Origin of the sequence: Saccharomonospora piscinae, assembly GCF_005862235.1 — a bacterium.
GTDB classification, from domain to species: domain Bacteria; phylum Actinomycetota; class Actinomycetes; order Mycobacteriales; family Pseudonocardiaceae; genus Saccharomonospora; species Saccharomonospora piscinae.
In genome coordinates this window covers 877,464-900,065 of record NZ_VCEK01000001.1, presented here as the reverse complement: position 1 = coordinate 900,065, position 22,602 = coordinate 877,464, and the positions used below count along the sequence as shown (strand labels likewise).

General features: G+C 73.2%; 17 protein-coding genes. 13 read left to right on the top strand and 4 right to left on the bottom strand.

Going from position 1 to position 22,602, the window contains the following annotated elements; genetic code table 11:
- The first annotated feature begins 93 nt into the window (after positions 1 to 93).
- Positions 94 to 5,598, top strand: coding sequence for an ATP-binding protein (locus tag FFT09_RS04340; protein WP_138381888.1), 5,505 nt, complete (start codon positions 94 to 96; stop codon positions 5,596 to 5,598).
- 24 nt (positions 5,599 to 5,622) lie between these two features.
- Here the strand turns inward: FFT09_RS04340 and FFT09_RS04335 are convergent, their stop codons facing one another.
- Positions 5,623 to 6,240 carry a TetR/AcrR family transcriptional regulator gene (locus tag FFT09_RS04335; protein ID WP_081190830.1) on the bottom strand — a complete coding sequence of 206 codons (618 nt, stop codon included), beginning with the start codon at positions 6,238 to 6,240 and terminating at the stop codon, positions 5,623 to 5,625.
- Between the two features lie 116 nt (positions 6,241 to 6,356).
- On the opposite strand from FFT09_RS04335, the gene FFT09_RS04330 reads away from it, so the two are divergent.
- From FFT09_RS04330 to hpnH, 11 genes are all read left to right on the top strand, one after another.
- A complete protein-coding gene (locus FFT09_RS04330) occupies positions 6,357 to 7,016 on the top strand; it encodes a hypothetical protein (protein ID WP_081190829.1) in 660 nt (219 codons plus the stop codon).
- Positions 7,017 to 7,116: 100 nt separating this feature from the next.
- Positions 7,117 to 7,650, top strand: coding sequence for a DinB family protein (locus tag FFT09_RS04325; protein ID WP_081190828.1), 534 nt, complete (start codon positions 7,117 to 7,119; stop codon positions 7,648 to 7,650).
- A 105-nt stretch (positions 7,651 to 7,755) separates the two neighbouring features.
- Positions 7,756 to 8,718, top strand: a complete 963-nt coding sequence (locus tag FFT09_RS04320; RefSeq protein WP_081190827.1) for a universal stress protein — start codon at positions 7,756 to 7,758, stop codon at positions 8,716 to 8,718.
- 11 nt (positions 8,719 to 8,729) lie between these two features.
- Complete coding sequence (locus tag FFT09_RS04315; RefSeq protein WP_081190826.1) at positions 8,730 to 9,776, top strand: NAD(P)-dependent alcohol dehydrogenase; 1,047 nt, start codon at positions 8,730 to 8,732, stop codon at positions 9,774 to 9,776.
- A gap of 294 nt (positions 9,777 to 10,070) precedes the next feature.
- Entirely contained in the window at positions 10,071 to 10,985 is a 915-nt protein-coding gene (gene hpnC, locus FFT09_RS04310; protein ID WP_024874448.1) for a squalene synthase HpnC, read from the top strand.
- Positions 10,982 to 11,851: a presqualene diphosphate synthase HpnD gene (hpnD, locus tag FFT09_RS04305; protein ID WP_138381887.1), complete on the top strand. Its 870-nt coding sequence runs from the start codon at positions 10,982 to 10,984 to the stop codon at positions 11,849 to 11,851. The genes hpnC and hpnD overlap by 4 nt, the downstream gene beginning before the upstream one ends.
- Entirely contained in the window at positions 11,848 to 13,233 is a 1,386-nt protein-coding gene (gene hpnE, locus FFT09_RS04300) for a hydroxysqualene dehydroxylase HpnE (RefSeq protein ID WP_081190823.1), read from the top strand. The genes hpnD and hpnE overlap by 4 nt, the downstream gene beginning before the upstream one ends.
- Positions 13,230 to 14,237, top strand: coding sequence for a polyprenyl synthetase family protein (locus FFT09_RS04295; RefSeq protein ID WP_024874445.1), 1,008 nt, complete (start codon positions 13,230 to 13,232; stop codon positions 14,235 to 14,237). Before hpnE ends, FFT09_RS04295 begins: the two co-directional genes overlap by 4 nt.
- Entirely contained in the window at positions 14,234 to 16,159 is a 1,926-nt protein-coding gene (gene shc, locus FFT09_RS04290) for a squalene--hopene cyclase (RefSeq protein ID WP_138381886.1), read from the top strand. Before FFT09_RS04295 ends, shc begins: the two co-directional genes overlap by 4 nt.
- Positions 16,143 to 16,814: a hypothetical protein gene (locus FFT09_RS04285; protein WP_138381885.1), complete on the top strand. Its 672-nt coding sequence runs from the start codon at positions 16,143 to 16,145 to the stop codon at positions 16,812 to 16,814. The genes shc and FFT09_RS04285 overlap by 17 nt, the downstream gene beginning before the upstream one ends.
- A complete protein-coding gene (hpnH, locus tag FFT09_RS04280; RefSeq protein ID WP_024874442.1) occupies positions 16,811 to 17,821 on the top strand; it encodes an adenosyl-hopene transferase HpnH in 1,011 nt (336 codons plus the stop codon). The genes FFT09_RS04285 and hpnH overlap by 4 nt, the downstream gene beginning before the upstream one ends.
- 42 nt (positions 17,822 to 17,863) lie before the next feature.
- Here the strand turns inward: hpnH and FFT09_RS04275 are convergent, their stop codons facing one another.
- Positions 17,864 to 18,604 (bottom strand): SDR family NAD(P)-dependent oxidoreductase, encoded by a 741-nt coding sequence (locus FFT09_RS04275; RefSeq protein ID WP_138381884.1) that lies wholly within the window; start codon positions 18,602 to 18,604, stop codon positions 17,864 to 17,866.
- Positions 18,601 to 20,241, bottom strand: a complete 1,641-nt coding sequence (locus FFT09_RS04270; RefSeq protein WP_138381883.1) for a wax ester/triacylglycerol synthase domain-containing protein — start codon at positions 20,239 to 20,241, stop codon at positions 18,601 to 18,603. The genes FFT09_RS04275 and FFT09_RS04270 overlap by 4 nt, the downstream gene beginning before the upstream one ends.
- A 156-nt stretch (positions 20,242 to 20,397) precedes the next feature.
- On the opposite strand from FFT09_RS04270, the gene FFT09_RS04265 reads away from it, so the two are divergent.
- On the top strand, positions 20,398 to 21,297 hold the full coding sequence (locus FFT09_RS04265; RefSeq protein WP_081190819.1) for a manganese catalase: 900 nt from the start codon (positions 20,398 to 20,400) through the stop codon (positions 21,295 to 21,297).
- Here the strand turns inward: FFT09_RS04265 and FFT09_RS04260 are convergent.
- Positions 21,287 to 22,537, bottom strand: coding sequence for a PucR family transcriptional regulator (locus FFT09_RS04260; protein WP_138381882.1), 1,251 nt, complete (start codon positions 22,535 to 22,537; stop codon positions 21,287 to 21,289). The two genes, FFT09_RS04265 and FFT09_RS04260, sit on opposite strands and share 11 nt — an antisense overlap.
- Positions 22,538 to 22,602 lie beyond the last annotated feature (65 nt).

Below are 22,602 nucleotides of genomic sequence, written 5' to 3'. Positions count from 1 at the left end.
CCCCGCAGTCGCCGCAACGGCGAGAGTGGCAGGGTGGCCACCGCTGGTGGTCGCGCCGTTTCATGTCGCCGCCTGGAGGGTGAGGGATCTCTGGTGTTCCGTCGGGTCGCCATCGTCAACCGCGGAGAGGCCGCCATGCGGCTGATCCACGCCGTCAGGGAGCGCAACGCCGAGGGCGGGCCGCGACTGGAGACCGTGGCGTTCTACACCGACGCCGACGGGGACGCCACGTTCGTCAGGGAGGCCGACCACGCGTACTGCCTCGGTCCCGCCTCCGCGCGGCCGTACCTGGACATGGCGGCGCTGGAACGCGCGCTGCGGGACACGGCCGCCGACGCCGCGTGGGTCGGCTGGGGGTTCGTCGCCGAGGACCCGGCCTTCGCGGAGCTGTGCGACCGGCTGGGCATCACCTTCGTCGGCCCGAGTGCCGACGCGATGCGCAGGCTGGGTGACAAGATCGGCGCGAAACTGCTGGCCGAGGAGGTTGGCGTCCCCGTGGCCCCGTGGAGCCGGGGCCCGGTCGACGACCTCGACGCCGCACACGCGCAGGCCAGGCGCATCGGCTATCCCCTGATGCTCAAGGCGACCGCCGGGGGTGGCGGGCGCGGTATCCGCGTGGTGTCGTCCGAGGCCGAGCTCACCGACGCCTACGAACGCACCCGCAGCGAGGCCGAGCGGGCGTTCGGCAGCGGCGTGGTGTTCCTGGAACGGCTGGTCACCGGCGCGCGGCACGTCGAGGTCCAGGTCATCGCCGACGGGCAGGGCTCGGCCTGGGCGCTGGGCGTGCGCGACTGCTCGGTGCAGCGGCGCAACCAGAAGGTCATCGAGGAGTCGGCGTCACCGCTGCTGTCCGCCGAGCAGACCGCCGAACTGAAGGCGTCGGCCGAGCGGCTCGCGCTCGCGGTGGGCTACCGGGGCGCCGCCACCGTCGAGTTCCTCTACCACCCCGGTGAGCGCCTGTTCGCGTTCCTCGAGGTCAACACCCGCCTTCAGGTGGAGCACCCGATCACCGAGGCCACCACGGGCATGGATCTCGTGAAGGCGCAGCTGCACGTGGCCGCGGGCGGCACGCTGGAGGGCGAGAAACCGCCCGAGCGGGGGCACGCGGTGGAGGCACGGCTCAACGCCGAGGACCCCGACCGGGACTTCGCGCCCGCTCCGGGCCGGATCAGCCTGCTGGCGTTTCCGGCGGGGCCGGGTGTCCGCGTGGATACGGGTGTGAGCGAGGGCGACACGATCCCGGCCGACTTCGACTCCATGATCGCCAAGATCATCGCGTACGGGCGGGACCGCGACGAGGCACTGGCGAGGCTGCGGCGGGCGGTCGCGGGAACGCGCGTGCTCATCGACGGCGGGACCACCAACAAGAGCTTCCTGCTGGACCTGCTCGACGCGCCCGAGGTGATCGATGCCAGCGCGGACACCGGCTGGATCGACCGGGTTCGCGGCGAGGGACGGCTGCGGGCCACCCGGCACTCGGGGGTGGCGCTGGCCGTGGCGGCCCTCGACGCCTACACCGAGGCCGAGCGTGCCGAACAGCAGCATCTGCTCGCCACCGCCTACGGCGGGCGCCCTCAGGTGCGGCACGCGGGAAGCCACACCGTGGAGCTGAAGCTGCGGGGGAACGGCTACCGGGTGACCGTGGCGCGGACGGGACCGCGCCACTTCGGTGTGGCGATCGAGGACGGCGCCACGACACACGGCGTCGACGTCGAGATCGACCGGTACGACGCCGCCACCGGGCAGCTGGTCGTCAACGGGCACCGGTACCGGTTCGTCACGGGCACCCACGGTCCCGTCCACGTCGTCGATGTCGACGGCACCGTCCACCGCATCAGCCGCGACGAGGGCGGCGTGGTCCGCTCACCCGCGCCCGCGCTGGTCGTGGCGGCCCCGGTCGAGGTCGGCGCCGAGGTGGACGAGGGCGCCCCCGTGCTCGTGCTGGAGAGCATGAAGATGGAAACGGTGTTGCGCGCGCCGTTTCGCGCGGTGCTGCGGGAACGCCCGGTGTCGATCGGCAGTCAGGTCGAGGCGGGCGCGCCGCTGCTGCGACTGGAGCCGCTCGACGACGGCGAGGCCGACGCGGGCGCGGCGGCGGTGCAGTGCGGCGAGGACCTCGAACTGCCCGCCCGGACGCCGGAGACCGGCGCACGCGAGCGGGCCGCGCGGGCCCGCGCCGAGTTGCGCAGCCGACTGCTGGGCTACGACCTCGACCCCCACGACGAGAGCCGCGCGCTGGACGGCTACCTCGCCGCGCGGGCGGATCTCGTCGCACTCGGCGACCGCCCGGTGGAGGCCGAGTCCACGCTGCTCGGGATGTTCGCCGATCTCTCGGAGCTGAGCCGTAACCGGCTCGTGGACGGCGAGCGCGCGGCCGACATCCGGGTCCACAGCCCGCGGGAGTACTTCCACACCTACCTGCAGAGCCTCGACGTCGACCGGGCCGGCCTGTCGGAGGTCTTCCAGACCAGGCTCTCGCGGGCGCTCGGCCACTACGGCGTCACGGATCTGGAACCGGGCCCCGAGCTGACGGAGGCGGTCTTCCGGTTGTTCTGCGCGCAGCAGCGGGCCGCCACCGACGTCGGCGTGGTGACCGCGTTGCTGCGGCAGTGGCTCAGCGAGCCCGCGCCCGAGCAGGCCCTGAGCGAACCCGTGGGGCACGTACTGGAACACCTGATCGTCGCCACCCAGGTGCGGTTCCCGTGGGTCGCCGACCTGGCGCGCAGCGTGGTGTTCCGGTGGTTCGCACAGCCGATGCTGCGCCGCAGGCGGGCCGAGATCTATGCCGGGGTGCGCTCGCACCTGCGCCACCTCGACGCCCACCCCGATTCGGCCGACCGCACCGAACGGATCGCCGAGATGGTGGCGTGTGCCGAACCGCTGGTGCGGGTGCTCGGCCAGCGCATCCATCGCCGGGATGCCGACCTGGGCCCGCTGCTGGAGGTCATGGCCCGTCGGTACTACCGCGACCGGTCGCTGGCCAACGTGCGCGTGCACCGCGTCGGCGAGTTCTCGTGCGTCACGGCGGACTACGACTCCGACAGCGAGTCGGTGCGGCTCGTGTCCACCGCCGCGGACCCGGCACGGCTGACCGAGGCGCTGCGCGCGGTCGCCGAGGCCACCGACGGAACACCCGCGGCAACGGGCCTGGTGGTGGATCTGTACCTGTCGTCCTCGGACGAGCTGGCCGACGACGACAACGCCGCCGCGAAGCTGCTCGCCGCGCTCACCGAGGTGCCGCTGCCGGGGCCGGTACGCCGGGTCACCACGACCGTCGCGGGCCGGGGCGGAGCGGTCATGCACCACCACTTCACGTTCCGTCCTTCGGGCGCGGGCCTCGCCGAGGACCGGCTGATCCGGGGTCTGCACCCGCTCATCGCGCAGCGCCTGCGCCTGCGCCGGCTGCGCGAGTTCGACCTCACCCGGTTGCCGTCGGCCGACGAGGAGGTCCACCTCGTGCGGTGCGTGGCCCCGGGCAACCCCGCCGACGAGCGGTTCGTGGCCATGGCGCAGGTTCGTGACCTCACGCCGCTGCGCGACTCGGAGGGCCGCCTGCTGGCGCTGCCCTCCCTGGAGGGAACCCTGGCCGCGTGCCTCGACGCGATCCGGGAACAGCAGGGGCGGCGGCCCGCGACGAAACGGCTCGACACCAACCGGGTCGTGATCTATGTCTGGCCGACCAGCGAGCTGACCACCGACGAGCTACGCGCCGTCGCGCGGCGCGTGGTGCCCACCACGGCGGGAGCGGGCGTCGAGGAGGTCGAGTTCCTCGGCAGGCGCCGCGACCCGGCCACCGGCGAGGCGCGGGAGACGGCCGTGACGATCACCCACTCGCCCGGATCGGGTGTCGGAGTGCGGATGACCAAGCCCTCCACCGAGGTGATCCGGCCCCTCGACGCCTACGGACAGAAGGTCCTGCGTGCCCGGCGCCGCCGCACGGTCTACCCCTACGAGCTGCTGGACCTGCTCACGGGTGCCGAGGGCACGTTCGTCGAGCACGACCTGAGTGCCGATCGCACGCTCGTCCCGGTGGACCGGCCGAGAGGCGGCAACACCGCGGGCCTCGTCGCGGGCGTGGTGACCACACCCACCGAGCGGCATCCGGACGGCGTCACCCGCGTGGTGCTGCTGGGCGATCCGACGAAGGCGCTGGGTGCGCTGGCCGAGCCCGAGTGCGCCCGGGTGATCGCCGCACTCGACCTCGCCGAACGCCTGAACGTGCCGGTGGAGTGGTTCGCGCTGTCGGCGGGGGCCCGCATCGCGATGGACTCCGGCACCGAGAACATGGACTGGGTGGCCGCCGCGCTCAAGCGCATCGTCGAGTTCACCCAGGACGGCGGCGAGATCAACGTCGTGGTGGCCGGCATCAACGTCGGCGCGCAGCCGTACTGGAACGCCGAGGCCACGATGCTCATGCACACCAAGGGCATCCTCGTGATGACCCCGGACTCGGCGATGGTGCTCACCGGCAAGCAGTCGCTCGACTTCTCCGGCGGAGTGTCGGCCGAGGACAACTTCGGGATCGGCGGCTATGACCGCGTGATGGGGCCCAACGGCCAGGCGCAGTACTGGGCGCCGCACCTGGCCGGTGCGCGGGACGTGCTCATGTCCCACTACGACCACACCTACGTCGCGCCGGGCGAGACCGGGCCGCGTCGCGCCGGGACCACCGACCCGCGTGACCGCGATGTCCGCGACCACCCGCACAACGTGGTGGACAGCGACTTCACAACCGTCGGGGAGATCTTCTCCAGCGAGAAGAACCCGGACCGCAAGAAGGCGTTCGACATCCGCACCGTGCTGCGCGCCGTCGCCGACGCCGACCACCCGGTGCTGGAGCGGTGGGCGGGCATGGCCGACGCCGAGACCGCCGTGGTGCAAGACGCTCACCTGGGCGGGTGGCCGGTGTGCCTGGTGGGAATCGAGTCCCGGTCGGTGCCGCGCCGGGGCTTTCCCCCCACGGACGGCCCCGACACCTACACCGCGGGCACGCTGTTCCCCCGGTCGTCGAAGAAGGTCGCGCGTGCGATCAACACCGCCAGCGGCAACCGGCCGCTGGTGGTGCTGGCCAACCTCTCCGGGTTCGACGGCTCGCCGGAGTCGATGCGCGAGCTCCAGCTGGAGTACGGCGCCGAGATCGGTCGTGCCATCGTCAACTTCGAGGGCCCGATCGTGTTCTGCGTGATCTCGCGCTACCACGGCGGAGCGTTCGTGGTGTTCTCCAAGGCGCTCAACCCCAACATGACCGTGCTGGCCGTGGACGGCTCGTACGCCTCGGTGCTCGGCGGCGCGCCCGCGGCGGCGGTGGTGTTCTCCGGTGAGGTCGCCGCGCGTACCGCGTCCGACGAGCGGGTGCGGGATCTGGAGGCGCGCCTCGCGACCGCGGGTGACGACGAGCGTGCGGAGCTGGCGGAACAACTGGCGGAGGTGACCTCGTCGGTGCGGGCGGAGAAACTCGGTGAGGTCGCGGCGGAGTTCGACGGCATCCACTCCATCCGCCGCGCGGTCGAAGTGGGCTCGGTCGACGCGGTGATCGCGCCCGAGGCGTTGCGACCGGAACTGATCAGCGCGGTCGAACGCGGTCTGACCGGCGCCTGAGCCGCGATGGACGGTCCGGCGCGTTCACGTCGTGGGCCGGTCGTCGGCCAGGTCGCGAAACGGCGCGGCGCGCCGCGCGAGCCGCCGGAACAGTTCGATGGGCGTGGTGTCGTCGAGGAACTCCTCGAAGTTCCCGGTGCGCAGGAGGGTGGCGAAACCGTGCGCCATCGACCACGCCGCCAGCGCGTCGGCCTCGACGATGGTGTCGCCGGTGTCGTGGGCGTCGCTCGGCGCACCGGCGACACCGGCGCGCAGCACGCGCCGGGTCCAGTTCTTGGCGGCGAGCAGTTCGGGATCGTCGCGGTGGTAGAGATCCGGCCGGTACATCACCTCGAAGTGCGCGGGATGCTCGGCCGCGAAGCTGACGTAGCGCACGCCCAGCTCCACCACCGGCAGCGGTGTGCTGTTGAGCGCGTCCTGCAGTGAGTCGGCCAGGAACTCGTAACCCTCGACGGCGATCGCGGTGAGCAGCCCGGCCTTGTCCCCGAAGTGGTGCGCGGGCGCGGCGTGGGAGACGCCCGCGCGGCGCGCCAGATCGCGGAGGCTGATGGCCGCCGTGCCGTCGGTACTGATCACGTCGATGGCGACGGTGATGATCGCGCGCCTGAGGTCCCCGTGGTGGTAGGTGTCCCGACCGGGCATAACGTCTCAGTCTACGGCTCATCTTGTCGCCGTACAGTTCGGCGGCGCGGCGATGACCCGGTCGGGTGGTGCTGGCGGCGGGCGTAGTGATCGTACGAGTGGGTACGCCTTCGGCCATGAGGGACTTCGGCGACGACGCCGTGCGGAGTGCGGGACCGGCCGTGGTCTGGCATGGCCCCGAACGGGCCCCGGTGGTGCTGGTGCTCGATCCGGCGGGCGAGGCGAAGCACGACGAACTTCCCGCGACTTGGCGTCCGCTGGCCGAACACCTGCGGATCGGCTGGTGCCGACTGCCCGCCGAGAGTGGTGAGGCGCCGTCGGTGGAGGACCTGCTCGGCTCGATCCGGCAACGGGTGCATCTGGTGGCGGCCGCGACGGCGGCCGAACCGGCGTTGCGGCTGGCCGACGAGTACGCGGACCGGGTGCGCAGCGTGGTGGCCGTGGATCCCGCCCCCGCGTCCGGCGGCGAAAGCCCGCCCTCGGACTGGTGGGACGCCGCCACGGGGCCACGGCGGCAGCGTCTGCTCGCGGAGGGCGTGCGGGTGGCCGCGTTCGTGAGCAGGGAGACCGATCTCGCCGTCCGCGTGGAGCCGCCGGTGCCGCTCGGACATCCCGACGTGGTGGCGCGAGTGGTCCAGCTGCTGCTGTCGTTCCAGGGTGACCGCGCCGACCCCGAGCCCGTCGAGCCCGAGCGGGCCGAGCTGGCCGGGGCCTGGCAGGCCGTGCGGGACCGGGTCGGCCCCGCGCTGGAGCGCGCGCGCCGCCGACGGGGCTGAGCGACCCCGACACAGTGATCTGCGGAGACCGCGCAGCCCGGAAACTGTCGGTGGTGGTGGCTAGCGTGGTCTCCGTCCACACGAGAGGGAGGAAACCACCATGACGAGTCAACCACTGGTGACGGGGGAACGCGCCGAGCTGCTGGAGACGCTCGCGCTGCACCGCGGCTTCCTCCGGCACACCCTGAACGGGCTCAGCGACGAGCAGGCCGCCCTGCGGCCCACCGCGAGCGAGCTCTGTCTCGGTGGGCTCATCAAGCACGTGGCCGCCACCGAGCGGCAGTGGCTGCGGTTCGCGCGGGGTGATACGGCGGCGGTGGCGCTGCCGGACACCGAGGAGAAAGCGGAGGCCGCCCACCGTGAGCGGGCGCGGGAGTTCACCATGCTGCCGGGTGAGACCGTGACCGGGGTGCTCGCGTCCTACGACGACGTCGCGGCCGAGACCGCGCGGATCGTGACCGACGTGCCCAGCCTCGACACCACGTATCCGCTGCCGGAGGCGCCGTGGTTCGCGCCCGGCGCGCGGTGGTCGGTGCGGCGGGTGCTGCTGCACGTGATCGCGGAGACGTCCCAGCACGCCGGTCACGCCGACATCCTGCGCGAGACCATCGACGGCCAGAAGACCATGGGCTGACCCGGCCCGGGCCCGAAGTCCCGGCGTGGACGGGACCAACGGCGGCGGTGCAGCCGTCGCGCGAGTCCCTATCGTCAGCGTTGCGTGTCGGCGAAGGGAGCGGACATGGCGTCGCAGCGCCGGGACACCACGGGGGAGCCCGCGGGGGCGGCGGCACACGACGGCCCGTCGTCCACTGCCGGAGCGATCGTGGTCGGCGCGGACGGGTCCGAGACGTCGAAGCGAGCCGTGCGCTGGGCGGCGGAGCGGGCGGCGGGCCGCGATGTGCCACTGCACGTGGTGTACGCGTACGGGCTGGTGGCGCGGTTCTTCGCGGCGGAGGCGCCCATGCCCCCAAGTGTGATCAACTCACTGCTGGAGGAAGCGCACGCGATCGCCGAGACCGCCGCGAACGAGGCGCGTGCGGTGGCGCCGGGGGTGACGGTGCGGACGCACGTCGTGGACGAGGCGCCGGTCCCCGCGCTGACCCGTCGGTCGCGGCACGCGGCGCAGGTCGTGCTCGGTGCCGCGGGGCAGGGGGGTTTCACCGGCATGCTGGCGGGGTCCACCGCAGTGGCCGTGGCGGCGCACGCCGACGCGCCCGTCGTGGTGGTGCGGTGCGCGCCCGACCGCCAGGCGCCACCCGCGCGGGGCCCCGTGGTGGTCGGCGTGGACGGCAGCCCGCTGTCCGAACGGGCTCTGGCCTGCGCGTTCGACGAGGCCGCCCTGCGTGGGGCACCGCTGGTCGCCGTGCACGCGTGGGCCGACGTCGAGGACGAGAACCTGCTGCGCCGCGCCAAGCTGTATTTCTCGGGCACCCCAGAGGAGGGACAGGTCCGGACCCTGCTGGACGAGCAGGTGGCCGGGTGGTGCGAGCGGTATCCCGACGTCGCGGTGGAGAGTGTCGCGGTGCGCGATCGCCCGCGCAGGCAGTTGCTGGACCGGTCCACCACCGCGCAGCTCGTGGTGGTGGGCAGCCGTGGCAGGGGTGGGTTCACCGGGTTGCTGCTGGGTTCCACCAGTCAGGCGTTGATCCACCACGCTTCGTGCCCTGTGATGGTGGTACGGCCGAGAGGCGACGAGACCTGAGGGAGCGACCCATGCGGGCTTACCGACTGCTCGACTGGCTCACCGATCCGGTGCTGACCGAGCTGGACACTCCCGAACCGGGGCCGGGGCAGGTGCTCGTGCGGATCGGTGGCGCGGGGGTGTGCCACTCGGATCTGCACGTCATCCGCGAGTTCCCGCCGGGTCAGATGCCGTGGTCGGTGCCCTTCACCCTCGGACACGAGAACGCGGGGTGGGTCGAGGCGCTGGGCAGCGGGGTGCGGGGGCTGGAGCCGGGGCAGCCGGTCGCGGTGTACGGGCCGTGGGGCTGCGGTGAGTGCGACTACTGCCTGCGCGGGGTCGAGACCTACTGCGAGCGGCCGGACCGCGCGCCGGTGCCCCGCGGCGGCGGGGGCCTGGGACTCGACGGGGGGATGGCCGACTTCCTGCTCGTGCCCCATGCGCGGCAGGTGGTGCCGCTGCCCGACGGTCTCGATCCGGTGACGGCGGCGCCGCTGACCGACGCCGGGCTCACCCCGTACCACGCGGTACGGCGTTCGTGGCCGAAGCTCACGCCGTCGGCGACCGCCGTGGTGATCGGTATCGGCGGGCTCGGTCACCTGGCCGTGCAGATCGTGAAGGCCACGACGGCGGCCAGGGTGATCGCCGTGGACACCAGGCACGAGGCACTGGAGTTGGCCCGGACGCTGGGCGCCGACACGGTGGTCACGCCAGGGGACAACGCGGCCGAGCTGGTGCGGGACGCCACGCGGGGGAGGGGCGCGGACGTCGTGATCGACTGTGTGGGCACCGACGCCACGCTGGCCTTCGCCGCCGCGACGAGCCGCGTGCTGGGCGATCTCACGATCGTGGGGCTCGGGGGCGGGACGCTGCCGGTCTCGTTCTTCGGACTGCCGTTCGAGATGTCCGTGCAGACCACCTATTGGGGGAGCCGGCCCGAACTGGTGGAGGTGCTGGACCTGGCCGCACGGGGACGGCTGCACACCGAGGTGACCCGATTCGATCTGGCCGACGTCGCCGAGGCGTATCGCAGGCTGGAGGAGGGAACCCTTACCGGACGTGCCGTCGTGACACCGTAGCTGGTGGTCCGATGTGGAACGGCAGGTCGTGTGACGCCGCGGAGCCCGGTCGTGACTGGAGGCCATTGTGGATCTTTCCAGAACCGGTTTCCGGTGTTACTCACCTGATCGGGGGGCCACCGCTTCGGTTGCGGCAGCCGGGGAAGGCCATAGCATCGTCTGCGGTGGATGCGGAAAGCCTGGACGGTCAGGCGGCCGAGTCTCGCGCAGGACCGTCGCGACCCAGCCCGGACGACGTGCTCGTGTACGAAGTTGCCCGAGGACGCGCGCCGGGCCGAGAATGGAACATTCCAGATGCCGACTGTCGGCCCCACGGCTGAGCGGGACGAGGCGAGAGCCATGCACGCCGAAGCGGCGCGGGTGTCACCCACGGTGAGGCGGTGGCGCGCGCGGGCCCGGCACGAGAACTTCCCGGTGGCCCTGCGGGTGCTTCCCCGCCGGTACCGTCGTCACCTCGGCACGCTGTACGCGTTCGCGCGCACCGTCGACGACATCGGGGACGCCGCCCAGGGCGACCGGCTGGCCCTGCTCGATCGGGTCTCGGCCGAACTGGACGCCGTGTACGCGGGCGGTACCGGGTCCGGTCCGCTGTTCCAGCGGCTCGCCGTGACCGTGGCCGACTGCGGGCTTCCGCACTCCGAACTGGAGCGACTGGTCGAGGCCAACCGCCGCGACCAGAAGGTCGACCGCTACCGGACGTTCGACGACCTGCTCGGCTACTGCTCCCTGTCGGCCGAGCCCGTCGGCAGGTTGGTGCTGCGTGTTTTCGACGCCGACACCCCACGGCGGTGCGAGTTGTCCGACCGGATCTGCGCCGCGTTGCAGGTGCTGGAGCACTGCCAGGACGTCACCGAGGACGCCTACGCGGGCCGCGTCTACCTGCCCACGAGCGACCTCGAACGGTACGGAGTCGCCGAGGACGACCTGGTGGCCGCGTCCGCGGGGACGGGACTGCGGGCGGCTGTGGCACTTCAGGTGCAGCGTGCGGTGACGCTGCTGGACGAGGGCGCACCGCTCGTGCGCGAGCTGCGTGGCGCGGCCAGGGTGGCCGTCGCGGGCTACCTCGCCGGTGGTCGCGCCACCGCGCGCGCACTGGCGGACGACGGTTTCGACGTGCTCGCCCGCAGGCCAAGGCCCCGCCGTTCGCACGTCGCGCTCGCCGCGCTGGACTCGCTCCGGCGCGGCCCCGGGGCCGGTGATGCGCGGTGAGAACGGAGCACGCGTACCTCGACTGCGAGCGCATCACCCGCCGCCAGGCCCGCAACTTCTCCTACGGCATCAGACTCCTGCCCGCCCCGAAGCGGCACGCGCTCAGCGCGGTGTACGCCTTCGCGCGCCGGATCGACGACATCGGAGACGGCGACCTGAGCCGGGAGGTGCGGCTGAAGGGCCTCGAAGACGCCCGCACGGATTTGCGTGCGGTGGAGTCGGGGCTCGGTCCCGGTGCGGACGACGCCGTGCTCGTGGCGCTGTCCGACGCCGCCCACCGCTTCGATCTTCCCCTGGGGGCGTTCGACGAACTGATCGACGGGTGCCGCGCCGACGTGCTGGGAGTGGAGTACGCGACGTTCGACGCGCTGCGCCAGTACTGCCGGTGCGTCGCGGGTTCGGTCGGCAGGTTGTCGCTGGCCGTGTTCGGCACGCCCGACCGGGCTCGCGACGAACCCGTCGCCGACGACCTCGGGGTCGCGCTGCAACTGACCAACATCCTGCGCGACGTCGTGGAGGACCGGGCGCGCGGCCGGGTGTACCTGCCCGCCGACGAGCTGGCGCACTTCGGTTGCACGCTGGACCGTCGCGACGACGGCACAGCGGCGGACGATCCCGCCGACCTGGTGGCGCTGCTGGAGTTCCAGGCCGCACGGGCCCTCGAATGGTACGAGCGCGGCCTGCGGCTGCTCGACGTCCTCGACTGCCGCAGCCGCGCGTGCTGCGCGGCGATGGCGGGCATCTACCGGCGCCTGCTGACTCGGATGGCCTTGCGTCCCTCGGAGGTGCTGCGGGGGCGGACCAGCCTGCCGGACTGGGAGAAGGCGCTGGTCGCGGGTGTGGCGCTCGCGGGAGGCGCGCCGTGAGCGCCCCGTGCGCGCAGCCGAGGGCGCAGCGTGCAGGCCCGGCCGACGCCGACGTGGTGGTGGTCGGGTCGGGACTGGCCGGGCTCACGACCGCCTGTGACCTCGCCGATGCCGGTTTCGCCGTGACGGTGCTGGAGGCACGGTCCCGGCTGGGTGGTGCGACCTTCTCCTTCGAGCGGGACGGCCTGACGGTCGACAACGGCCAGCACGTGGTGTTGCGGTGCTGCACCGGCTACCGGGCGCTGCTCGAACGCCTCGGCAGTGGCGAGGGCATGGCGGTGCAGGAGCGCTTCCGCGTTCCGGTGCTCGCGCCGGGCGGGCGGTTCGCCGAACTGCGCCGCACCGACGCGCCCGCGCCGCTGCACCTGGCTCCCGCGATCGCCCGGTACTCGGCGCTGAGCCCGCTGGACCGGGCGCGGGTCCTGCGCGCCGCCCTGGCGCTGCGGTCGCTCGATCCGGATGATCCCGCGCTCGACGACCACAGTTTCGGCGACTGGCTCGCCCGGCACGGGCAGAACGCCGCGACCCGGGAGCGCCTGTGGGATCTGGTGTCGGTCGCCGCGCTCAACGGCGACGTCTCGCAGGTCTCGCTGGCCTCGGCGGTCATGGTGTTCCGTACGGCGCTGCTCGACGCACCCGACGCGGCCGACATCGGCGTGCCCCGGTGGCCGCTGGAGGACCTGCACGTCCGGCCCGCCGAGAAGTACCTGCTCGAACGCGGTGGGGTGGTCCGCACCCGCAGCGCGGTGCGCGGGGTCACCCCGACGCGGGATCGGTTCCTGGTGCGGCTGGACGACGAGGTGATCGACGCGGACGCGGTGGTGCTGGCCGTGCCACCGGAGGCGGCGAGCCGGATCTGCCCCGAGCGCGCCGGGCTGCACCGGCGGCGGCTGGCGCAGCTGGGCTCGGTGCCGATCGTCAACGTGCACGTCGTGTACGACCGGCCGGTGACCGACCTGCCGTTCGCCGCCGCGGTCGGCTCGCCCGTGCAGTGGGTGTTCGACCGCACGGCGGCGGCCGGGCTGGACGAGGGCCAGTATCTGACGGTCTCGCTGTCGGCGGCCGACACGTGGCTTACCGCCCCGGCGTCGGTGCTGCGGGACGTCTTCCTGGCCGAGCTCGGCAGGCTCTTCCCTCCGGCAGCGGCCCCGGCGGCGCGCCACCCGAGGTTCTTCGTCACCCGGCAGCGGCGGGCCACGTTCCGTCAGGCGCCGGGCTCGAACAGGTTGCGCGCGGCCCAGCGAACCGCGATGCCCGGGCTGGTTCTCGCCGGGTCCTGGACCGCGACCGGTTGGCCCGACACGATGGAGGGAGCCGTGCGAAGTGGACACCGAGCCGCGGACCTCGTGGCCGCCCACCTTGCGGGAGGTGTGAGGCGATGACTGCGACCATGCCCACCGAGGTGAGCGCCACCCAGGCACTGGTGCGACCGGCCCTGAGGGACGCGGTGGCCACCCTGGAGCCAGCGATGCGGCGCATCGTCGGCTACCACCTCGGCTGGACCGACGAGCGCGGCGAGGCCGTGGAGGGAGGCGGGGGCAAGGCGCTGCGTCCCGCGCTCGCGCTGCTCGCCGCCCAGGCCGTCGGGGCGCGGCCGGAGCCCGCGCTGCCGGGAGCCGTGGCGGTGGAACTGGTGCACAACTTCTCGTTGCTGCACGACGACGTCATGGACGGCGACACCGAGCGCAGGCACCGGCCCACCGTGTGGCGGCTGTTCGGCACGCCCGCCGCCATCCTGGCGGGTGACGCGCTGCTGACCCTGGCCGTGGAGGTGCTGGACGCGGCGGGCGACCGCACCGCGAGCCGGTGCCTCACCACGGCGGTGCGCAGGCTCATCGAGGGGCAGAGCGCCGACCTGGACTTCGAGCACCGGGCGACGGTGGGGGTCGAGGAGTGCCTGCGCATGGAGGACGGCAAGACCGCCTCGCTCATGGCGTGCGCGGCGGAGCTGGGCGCGTTGCTGGGTGGGGCGGGCGGCCCGGCCGTGTCGGCGCTCGGGGACTTCGGCCGCAACCTCGGTATGGGCTTCCAGCTCGTGGACGACTTGCTCGGCATCCTGGGAGCCCCCGAGGTCACGGGCAAACCGGTGCTCGCGGACCTTCGTGTGCGCAAGAAGTCGGTGCCGGTGGTCGCCGCGCTGAGCTCGGACACCGGCAGCGCGGCGGAGTTGCGCGAGTTCTACCGGCGTGAGCAGGTGCCCAGCGAGACCGACGTGCGGAGGATGGCGGCGCTGGTCGAACAGACCGGTGCGCTGACCTGGACGCGGCGGCGAGCCCGGCGCTATGTCGCCGACGCGGAGGCCGCGCTGGCCGCGGTGGACCCACCTGCCGGCATCCGTGCCGCGCTGGCCGAGTTGACCAGGTTCGTCGTGGAGCGTGACCGATGACCGAGCTGTTGCCGCGAGAGGCCGCCCCGACCCGCGAGGCGGCGCGGGCGTGCGCCGACGCCGCCCGAGCCCACCTGCTGTCGCGCCAGCACGGCGAGGGCTGGTGGAAGGGCGAGCTGGAGACGAACGTGACGATGGAGGCCGAGGACCTGCTGCTGCGGCGGTTCCTCGGCATCGACGACGAGAACGTCGTCGACGAGACGGCCCGCTGGATCCGGTCGCGGCAGCGCGAGGACGGCACGTGGTCGAACTTCCGGGGCGGTCCCGCCGACCTGTCGACGACCGTCGAGGCCTACACCGCGCTGCGGCTGGCCGGTGATCCGCTGGACGCGGCACACCTGCGGCGCGCCCGCGAGTACATTCTCGACAGTGGTGGGCTTGAGGCCACCAGGGTGTTCACCCGCATCTGGCTGGCCCTGTTCGGGCAGTGGTCGTGGCGTGAGCTGCCGGTGCTGCCACCGGAGATGGTGCTGCTTCCCGGCTGGTTCCCGCTCAACGTCTACGACTGGGCGTGCTGGGCGAGGCAGACCGTCGTTCCGCTGACCATCGTCGGGTCCGCGCGACCGAGCAGGCCGCTCGGGTTCGGCGTGCGGGAGCTGCGCACCGGCGTGCGGCGCCGCGAGTCCGAGTCGCTGCTGTCGTGGTCGGGTGTGTTTCACGGCCTCGACGCCGTGTTGCACCGGGTGGAACGGCTTCCCGTGCGGCCGCTGCGCAGGCGCGCGCTGGAGAAGGCGGAGCGCTGGATCCTCGACCGCCAGGAGGCGGACGGCGGGTGGGGCGGCATCCAGCCGCCGTGGGTCTACTCGATCCTCGCGCTGCACCTGCGCGGGTATCCGGTGGACCACCCGGTGATCCGCAAGGCGCTGGACGGCCTCGAGGGCTTCACGGTGCGCGAGCGCACCCCGGACGGCTGGGTCCGCAGACTGGAGGCGTGCCAGTCGCCGGTGTGGGACACCGGCCTGGCGATGACGGCCCTGCTGGACTCGGGTACCCCACCGGACGATCCGGCGCTCGTCCGGGCGACGGACTGGCTGCTGCGCGAGGAGATCCGCTCGGAAGGCGACTGGCAGGTGCGCAGGCCGGGAGTGCCGCCGTCGGGCTGGGCCTTCGAGTTCGCCAACGACCACTACCCGGACACCGACGACACCGCCGAGGTGCTGCTGGCGCTGCGCCGGGTACGGCACCCCGAGCCCGCGCGCCTGGCCGCGACCGTGGACCGCGCCACCGACTGGCTGGTGGCCATGCAGTCGGCCGACGGCGGCTGGGGCGCGTTCGACGCCGACAACACCCGGACGTTGTGCGAGAAGCTGCCGTTCTGCGACTTCGGTGCGGTGATCGACCCGCCGTCGGCCGACGTCACCGCCCACATCGTCGAGCTGCTGGCGGCGCGCGGCCTGGCCGGACAGGCCGCGGCGCGGCGCGGCGTGCGCTGGTTGCTGGAACGGCAGGAGGCGGACGGCTCGTGGTTCGGGCGGTGGGGCGCCAACTACGTCTACGGCACGGGTGCCGTCGTGCCCGCGCTGGTCGCCTGCGGGATCGAGCGCTCGCACCAGGCCGTGCGCGCCGCCGTGAACTGGCTCGCGGCGCACCAGAACGCCGACGGCGGCTGGGGCGAGGATCTGCGTTCCTACACCGACCGGGCGTGGGCGGGCCGGGGCGCCTCCACGCCGTCGCAGACCGCGTGGGCGCTGCTGGCGTTGCTGGCCGCGGGAGAACGGGGCGATCTCGTGCGCCGGGGGGTGGAGTGGCTGGTGGCCACCCAGCGCGCCGACGGCGGCTGGGACGAACCGCAGTTCACCGGAACCGGATTCCCCGGCGACTTCTACATCAACTACCACCTGTACCGCGTCGTGTTTCCGCTGTCCGCACTCGGCCGGTACCTCGACACCGCCGGGAGCGGTGACCGTGCCGGGCCGGGTTGACGACCTGCTGGTGATCTGCCCGCTGGCCGTGGAGGCGGTCAGCGTGCGGGCGGGGTCGCGGGGCCGCGACGTCGTGGCCGTCGTGTGGGCGGGGATGCGCGCGCGCCGGGAGGCGGCCGTCCTCGCGGCGTTGCGCCGCAACCCGGCCGCCGCCGTGGCGGTGGTCGGCGTCGCCGGTGCGCTCACCCGCGACGCGCGACCAGGGGACGTCGTCGTCGGCGAGGTCGTCGACGCGCCGCACGCGACGTGGCGATGCCCCGCGGCGCCGTTGCTCGCCGCCGCGCTGCGCCGGCACCGCGGGTTCACCCGGCGGGTTCACCGTGGCGTGGTATCGCAGTCCGACCGGGTGGTTGCCCGGGTTGGGTCCGTCCCGGCGGGGAACGCCGTGGCACTGGACATGGAATCGGGTTCGCTGCTGGAGCTGGTGGGTGAGGGGCGGCCCGCCGTCGTGCTGCGCGCGGTGGTGGACACCCCGAGCCGTCCGCTGGTGAGCCCGGCGACGGTGCCGGGCGGGGTCGCGGCGCTGACCGCGCTGGCGGCTGCCGGGCCCGCCCTGCGCGCGTGGGCGCGCGCCGTCGCGCCGGGGCGGGCCGGAGACGACAGCGTTGTGGACTACAGCGTTGTGAAGGTTGCGAAGGAGGTGCGGCACCGATGAGCATGCCGTGGCATCAGAGTCTGCGCATCGCGCGCTACCTGCTGGCCCAGAAGCTGCGACGGCGCTCCAAGTTCCCGCTCATCGTGGAGTTGGAGCCGCTGTTCGCCTGCAATCTGGGCTGTCCGGGATGCGGCAAGATCCAGCACCCGGCGAGTGTGCTGAAACAGCGCATGCCGGTGGAGCAGGCGATCAACGCCATCGAGGAGTGCGGGGCGCCGATGGTGTCGATCGCCGGGGGAGAGCCGCTGATGCACCCCGAGATCGACACGATGGTCAATGAGCTGGTGCGGCGGAAGAAGTACGTTTTCCTCTGCACGAACGCCGCCCTGCTCCGCCGCAAGATCGACAAGCTGGACCTGCGGCCGTCGCGTTACTTCGCGTTCGCCGTACACGTGGACGGCCTGCGGGAGCGGCACGACACCGCTGTCGCCAAGGAGGGTGTGTTCGACGAGGTGATGGAGGCGATCGCCGAACTCCAGCGGCGGGGCTTCCGCGTCACCACGAACACGACCGTGTTCAACACTGACACCCCGCAGACCCTGATCGACGTGCTCGACTTCCTCAACGACGACGTCGGGGTGGACGAGATGATGGTCTCCCCGGCCTACGCCTACGAGAAGGCGCCGGACCAGGAACACTTCCTGGGCGTGCAGGAGACGCGGGAGTTGTTCCGCAAGGCGTTCGCGGGCGGCAACCGCAAACGGTGGCGGCTCAACCATTCGCCGCTGTTCCTCGACTTCCTGGAAGGCAAGGTCGACTTCGGCTGCACCGCGTGGGGCGTGCCGTCGTACTCGCTGTTCGGCTGGCAGAAGCCGTGCTACCTGATGAGCGACGGCTACGCGAGCACCTACGCCGAACTCGTCGAGACGACCGACTGGGAGTCCTACGGTCGGGGCCGTGACCCGCGCTGCGCGAACTGCATGGCGCACTGTGGCTACGAGCCGACGGCTGTGCTGGCCACGCTGGGTTCGCTCAAGGAGTCGCTGCGGGCGGCCAAGGGCCTGTGACCGATCCCGGCACCCTGGCCTGGCTCATGGCTCACCGGGACGTCACCCGAAGCGGCGCTGCGCCGCGTCCGTGAGGCCCGGCGCGAGACCGCGTAACCGCGCGGGCAGGCGCAGCCAGCGCGGCACGAACACCTCCGCGCGGCGGTGTTCCACCGCGCGGACGACGGCCGCCGCCACGACCTCCGCCGCGACGGGACGCGGGGTGCGTCGGTGGTACGGCGTGCCACGCCGCGTGAAGAACGCGGTGTCGACCACGCCGGGCACGACGATCGAGACGCCCACACCGTGCCGGCGGGCCTCGTGGCGGAGACTGCCCGCGAGCGTGTTCACCGCGGCCTTCGTCGCGGAGTACACGGCCTCGTCGGCCACGGCCAGATGACCCGCGATGGACGAGACGAACACGAGGTGGCCCCGCCCGCGCCGGGCCATGTCCGGCAACACCGCGCGGGCCAGTCGCGCCGGGGCGAGCACGTTGGTCCGGAGCAGCGTCTCGATGTCCCGGTCGGGCATGTCGGCGAGTCTCCCGGCCCAGCCCACCCCGGCCGCCGCCACCACGACGTCCACCTCGCCCGCCTCGGCCAGCACCGCGTCGACGGCGTCCGGCTCGGTGAGATCGGCACGGCACGGTCTCGCGCCGGTGCGCCGGGCCACCTCGGCGAGGGCGCCGGAGTCGCGTCCTACCACCACGACGGCGCAGCCCCGGGAGGCGAACGTCGCCGCCGTGGCCGCGCCGATGCCCGACGATCCACCGGTGACGAGCACGCGCGTGCCGGGGGCGATCATGACCGTTGTCCGGCGTGCTCCGCCACCAGGGCGGACATCCGGTCGGTGACGGCGTCGGCGACCCCGCCCCATTCCGGAGTGGCCGTGAGGCCCAGCGTGATCCACGGACCCCAGGTGAGCGCGCCCCACGCCAGTCCGGTGCCGGGCGCGAGCGACAGCACGGGGTAGGCCACCGACATCACCGCGCCGTGCCAGCGCACCTCCCGCCGTGGACCCGGCATGACCGTGCCGACGGCGTTGAACCACCCGCCGCGGTACATCAGCCGTGCCGCCGCACGATGCGCCGGGGGCGGCAGCGCGCCGAGAGCCTGGACGACGAGACTGGCGGCCTCGGGAACGCCGCCGCCGGTGCGCGAGCGCAGCTCCGCCGCGACGCGCTCCACCCGGCCGGGTAACGGCATCGGCCCCACGGGAAGGTCCACGGGCACGGCTCCGGTCTGGTTGCCCGCCGTTCGCAGGTCGCCGGTCCCGCGCACCGACCACGGGACCATCAGCCGGAACCGCTCCGCGCGCCCGGCGAGCCCGGTCTCGTGCCATGCCTGGGCGAACACGCCGAGGAGGAACTCCGCCGCGCTCGCCCCGAGCGCGTTCGCGCGGGTGCGCACCGCGCGCCCGGGCAGCAGCGCGAGCGCGTGGTGCCGTCGTGCGGTGGTGACGGGTCCGTCGGTCGGCGCGGCCGGCGCCCGGCCCCCCGCCGCCAGGCGCCGGAGCCCGGCGAGTGCCGTTCCCGCACCGGCCCGCAGGCCGGGCACTCCGGTGCCGCCCACGGCCGGGGCCGGTCTCGACGACCACGACAGGCGTCCCGCGTCGTCGGTGTCCGACAGCAGGGCCTGGAGCACGGTCATGCCGTCGCCGAGCGCGTGGTGCAGCTTCACCAGCAGCGCCCTGCGACCGTCGGGGAGTCCGGTGACCAGCCGCATCGCCCCTGCCGCGCACCCGGCGCGCAGGGGTTCGGAGAAGAACGCGTCGACCTGGGGGCCGAGTTCGGGCGACGAGACGACCTCAACGCCGGAGGCCGCGCCTCGGCCGGGGACCGGGACCCACCTGGCAGCGCGGGTGGCGGTGGCGGCGGTGATCCGGCCCAGGGCACCCGGAATCCCGGCGAGCATCCCGGCAGCGTGCTCGGCGGTCAGGTCGGGTCCCGCGTCGAACAACAGCACCGTGCCCACATGCTGCGGCGCGGCGGGGGTGTCGACGTGCGCGAACAGCGCGTCGGAGGCCGGCAGCCGCCGTGGGCCGGGGCGGGGCGGGGTGTGCGCGAGGCGGCGCAGCACCGTGTCGAGATCGCCGGACGTGGAGGTGGGGTCAGTGGGTTCGTCGGGGTCCCACAGGGCGAACGGCAGCGCCAGCCCCCGGTGCCGGTGCAACAGGCCGAGCGCGTCCGCCAGCACCGGCCCGGTGACGAGCACGAGGTCGGGCCGCACCCGGTCGAGCAGGCGGCCCAGCGTTCTGGCCGTCCTGGCCGTTCTGGTTGCCGCGGCACCCGTCGGCAGCCACGTCGCCGGGACGTCGACCCGCTCGCCGACCACGTCGACCGTCGGCCAGACGTGCTCGGCCGCCTGCCGCACCCGCACCGGCGACGCCGGTGCGTCCGGGCAGGAGACGACGAGTAACCGCGGTGCCGTCGGAGTCCGCATCCGTTCAGCGTGGCAGGTGCGCGGCGTCGCGCACGGCGAGGCGGGCGGGACACGCGCAGAACCTCACCCTCCGGGACGAGGCCGCGCCCGTTTGCCGGGCGTTGCCCCGGCAATTCCCACGCACAGGGCCAACCGAGACGTCGACGCGGGAGCACCATGTTCACTCACACCAAGCACCTCCAGTTCGAAGCGAAGCCCGAGCAGCCCGACCCGGTCTACGCGCGCAAGCTCCAGGAACTGATCGGCGGTGCGTGGGGCGAGATGACGGTCACCATGCAGTACCTGTTCCAGGGCTGGAACTGCCGCATGGAGGGCAAGTACAAGGACCTCATCATGGACATCGCCACCGAGGAGATCGGGCACGTCGAGATGCTCGCGACCATGGTGGCGCGGCTGCTGGAGGGCGCCCCGGCCACGGAGACCACGCGGGCCGTGCAGGACCCGGTGATGGCGGCGGTGCTGGGTGGGATGGACCCGCAGCAGGCGATCGTGGGCGGCGGCGGGGCGATGCCGAACGACAGCCAGGGCGTGCCCTGGAACGGCCGCTACATCATCGCCAGCGGCAACCTGCTCGCCGACTTCCGTGCCAACGTGGCCGCGGAGGCGCAGGGACGCCTGCAGACCGCGCGCCTCTACAACATGACCGACGACCCCGGCGTGAAGGACATGTTGAAGTTCAACCTCGCGCGCGACACCTACCACCAGAACCTGTGGCTCGCGGCGATCGAGGAACTCAAGGCCGACGGCATCGAGGGCACCATCGCACCGAACGCGCTGCTGGACGAGGAACACACCGACCACGCCACGAGCCTGTGGAACCTGTCCGAGGGCGACGAGTCGGCGCGCGGCCGGTGGGCCAACGGCACCGCACCGGACGGTTCCCACTCGATGGGCATCGTCACCGAACCCAGGCCGCTGGGTGGCCCGGGCGAGGCTCCGGCGCCGGACCCGAAGCTGTTCGCCAGCTACGACGGCTCCAAGGGCGCGCCCGCCGATCCGAAGCTGACCGGTGGCAAGGGCATGGTGGGCCGGTTGAAGGAGGAGTTTAGCGACTGAGCGCCGTGCCCGTGCCGTCGCCGGAGCGCCGCAGTGCGAGCAGGCCGAGGTTGAGCAGCAGGCGGTCGCGCGCCTTCGACGGCGAGCGGCCGGTGACCGCCTCGACCCGCTGAAGGCGGTAGATCACGGTGTTGCGATGGCAGTAGAGCCGCTGCGCGGCCCGCGTCGGCGAGCCGCCGCTGTCGATCACCGCCTCCAGCGTCGAGAACAGCGTCTCGCGCTCGTGCGCCGGGAGGTCGAGCAGTCCGCCGAACGCCACCCGCACGAGCCTGCCCGTCAGTTCGGGGCTGCCGACGAGCAGTGCCTCGGGCAGGTGATCGTCGAGGAACGCCACTCCAGCGCCGCACAGCGTCCTCGCCGCCGTCCGCGCCAGCGTGTAGGCGTCCGCCACCTGCGCCAGTGAAGTGATCACCGGCGAGGCTCCCGCCCGGCCCGTGACCGAGGGGCGCAGCGCGGCGAGCGCGTCGGCGGGGGACCGGTCGCCCAGCGCGACGAGACCCACGATGTCGGAGGGCCGCACGTGCCACGAGGACACGATCCCGTGTGTGGCGAGCGCGTCTCGCGGGGAACGCAGCGGCTCGTCGGTGGCGGTGTCGACGGGTGCCACGACGCACAGCATCGGCCCGCACGTGGGAAGCCCCAGCACGGTCGCGGCCTCCTGGGCGAGCGCCGCGTCCGCGCCCTGCCCGTCGAGCAGCGCGTTGAGGAACGCGTGACGCTTGCTCAGTTCCTGGCTGCGCAGCCGCGACTCCTCCAGCCGGTAGTCGTCCACGAGCGCCGCGGAACTGGCGTCGATGGCGCGCCACACGTGGCCCGCGGTGGCGAGCAGCTCGCGGTCGTAGCGGCCCCGGAACCGCTCCCGCGACGCCGACAGCAGCGCCTCCCAGATCACCTGGCCGCCGAGCCGGTAGGCCCGCAGCACCGCCTCCAGCGGAACCCCTTCGCGAGCCCGCAGGCGGCCCGTCTCGCGGGAGGTGTCCTGCGGGTCCACGCCGGCCGGGACCAGCCCGCCGAGCGACTGGATGCCCCGCTGCAGATTCGCCCTGAGGTTCTCGCGCAGCGCGTCGGGCGCCGACACCCCGAGCTCCGCGTACGATGGTTCGGCGCGCAGCACCAGCAGCGTCAGGCGATCGGCGAGGGTGTCCAGTTCCTCCATGAGGGCCAGGCTGAGCAGCCGCAGCGCTGCCCTCGCCGGCGAGGACACCTCCCCGCCGGCCGGATCGCCCGGTGCCGTCGTCATCTCAGTGACCCTGGCATGTCGTGGGCGCTTCGTCCACCGTCACCGGGCGCAGAGCCCATCGGCAC

Excerpts from the sequence above, each read along its gene's own strand:
- FFT09_RS04335 (WP_081190830.1), bottom strand. The coding sequence starts at position 6,240 with ATGCCCGGTCGGGACACCTACCACCACGGGGACCTCAGGCGCGCGATC.
- FFT09_RS04330 (WP_081190829.1), top strand. The coding sequence starts at position 6,357 with ATGAGGGACTTCGGCGACGACGCCGTGCGGAGTGCGGGACCGGCCGTG.
- FFT09_RS04325 (WP_081190828.1), top strand. The coding sequence starts at position 7,117 with ATGACGAGTCAACCACTGGTGACGGGGGAACGCGCCGAGCTGCTGGAG.
- FFT09_RS04320 (WP_081190827.1), top strand. The coding sequence starts at position 7,756 with ATGGCGTCGCAGCGCCGGGACACCACGGGGGAGCCCGCGGGGGCGGCG.
- FFT09_RS04315 (WP_081190826.1), top strand. The coding sequence starts at position 8,730 with ATGCGGGCTTACCGACTGCTCGACTGGCTCACCGATCCGGTGCTGACC.
- hpnC (WP_024874448.1), top strand. The coding sequence starts at position 10,071 with ATGCCGACTGTCGGCCCCACGGCTGAGCGGGACGAGGCGAGAGCCATG.
- FFT09_RS04295 (WP_024874445.1), top strand. The coding sequence starts at position 13,230 with ATGACTGCGACCATGCCCACCGAGGTGAGCGCCACCCAGGCACTGGTG.
- shc (WP_138381886.1), top strand. The coding sequence starts at position 14,234 with ATGACCGAGCTGTTGCCGCGAGAGGCCGCCCCGACCCGCGAGGCGGCG.
- hpnH (WP_024874442.1), top strand. The coding sequence starts at position 16,811 with ATGAGCATGCCGTGGCATCAGAGTCTGCGCATCGCGCGCTACCTGCTG.
- FFT09_RS04275 (WP_138381884.1), bottom strand. The coding sequence starts at position 18,604 with ATGATCGCCCCCGGCACGCGCGTGCTCGTCACCGGTGGATCGTCGGGC.
- FFT09_RS04270 (WP_138381883.1), bottom strand. The coding sequence starts at position 20,241 with ATGCGGACTCCGACGGCACCGCGGTTACTCGTCGTCTCCTGCCCGGAC.
- FFT09_RS04265 (WP_081190819.1), top strand. The coding sequence starts at position 20,398 with ATGTTCACTCACACCAAGCACCTCCAGTTCGAAGCGAAGCCCGAGCAG.
- FFT09_RS04260 (WP_138381882.1), bottom strand. The coding sequence starts at position 22,537 with ATGACGACGGCACCGGGCGATCCGGCCGGCGGGGAGGTGTCCTCGCCG.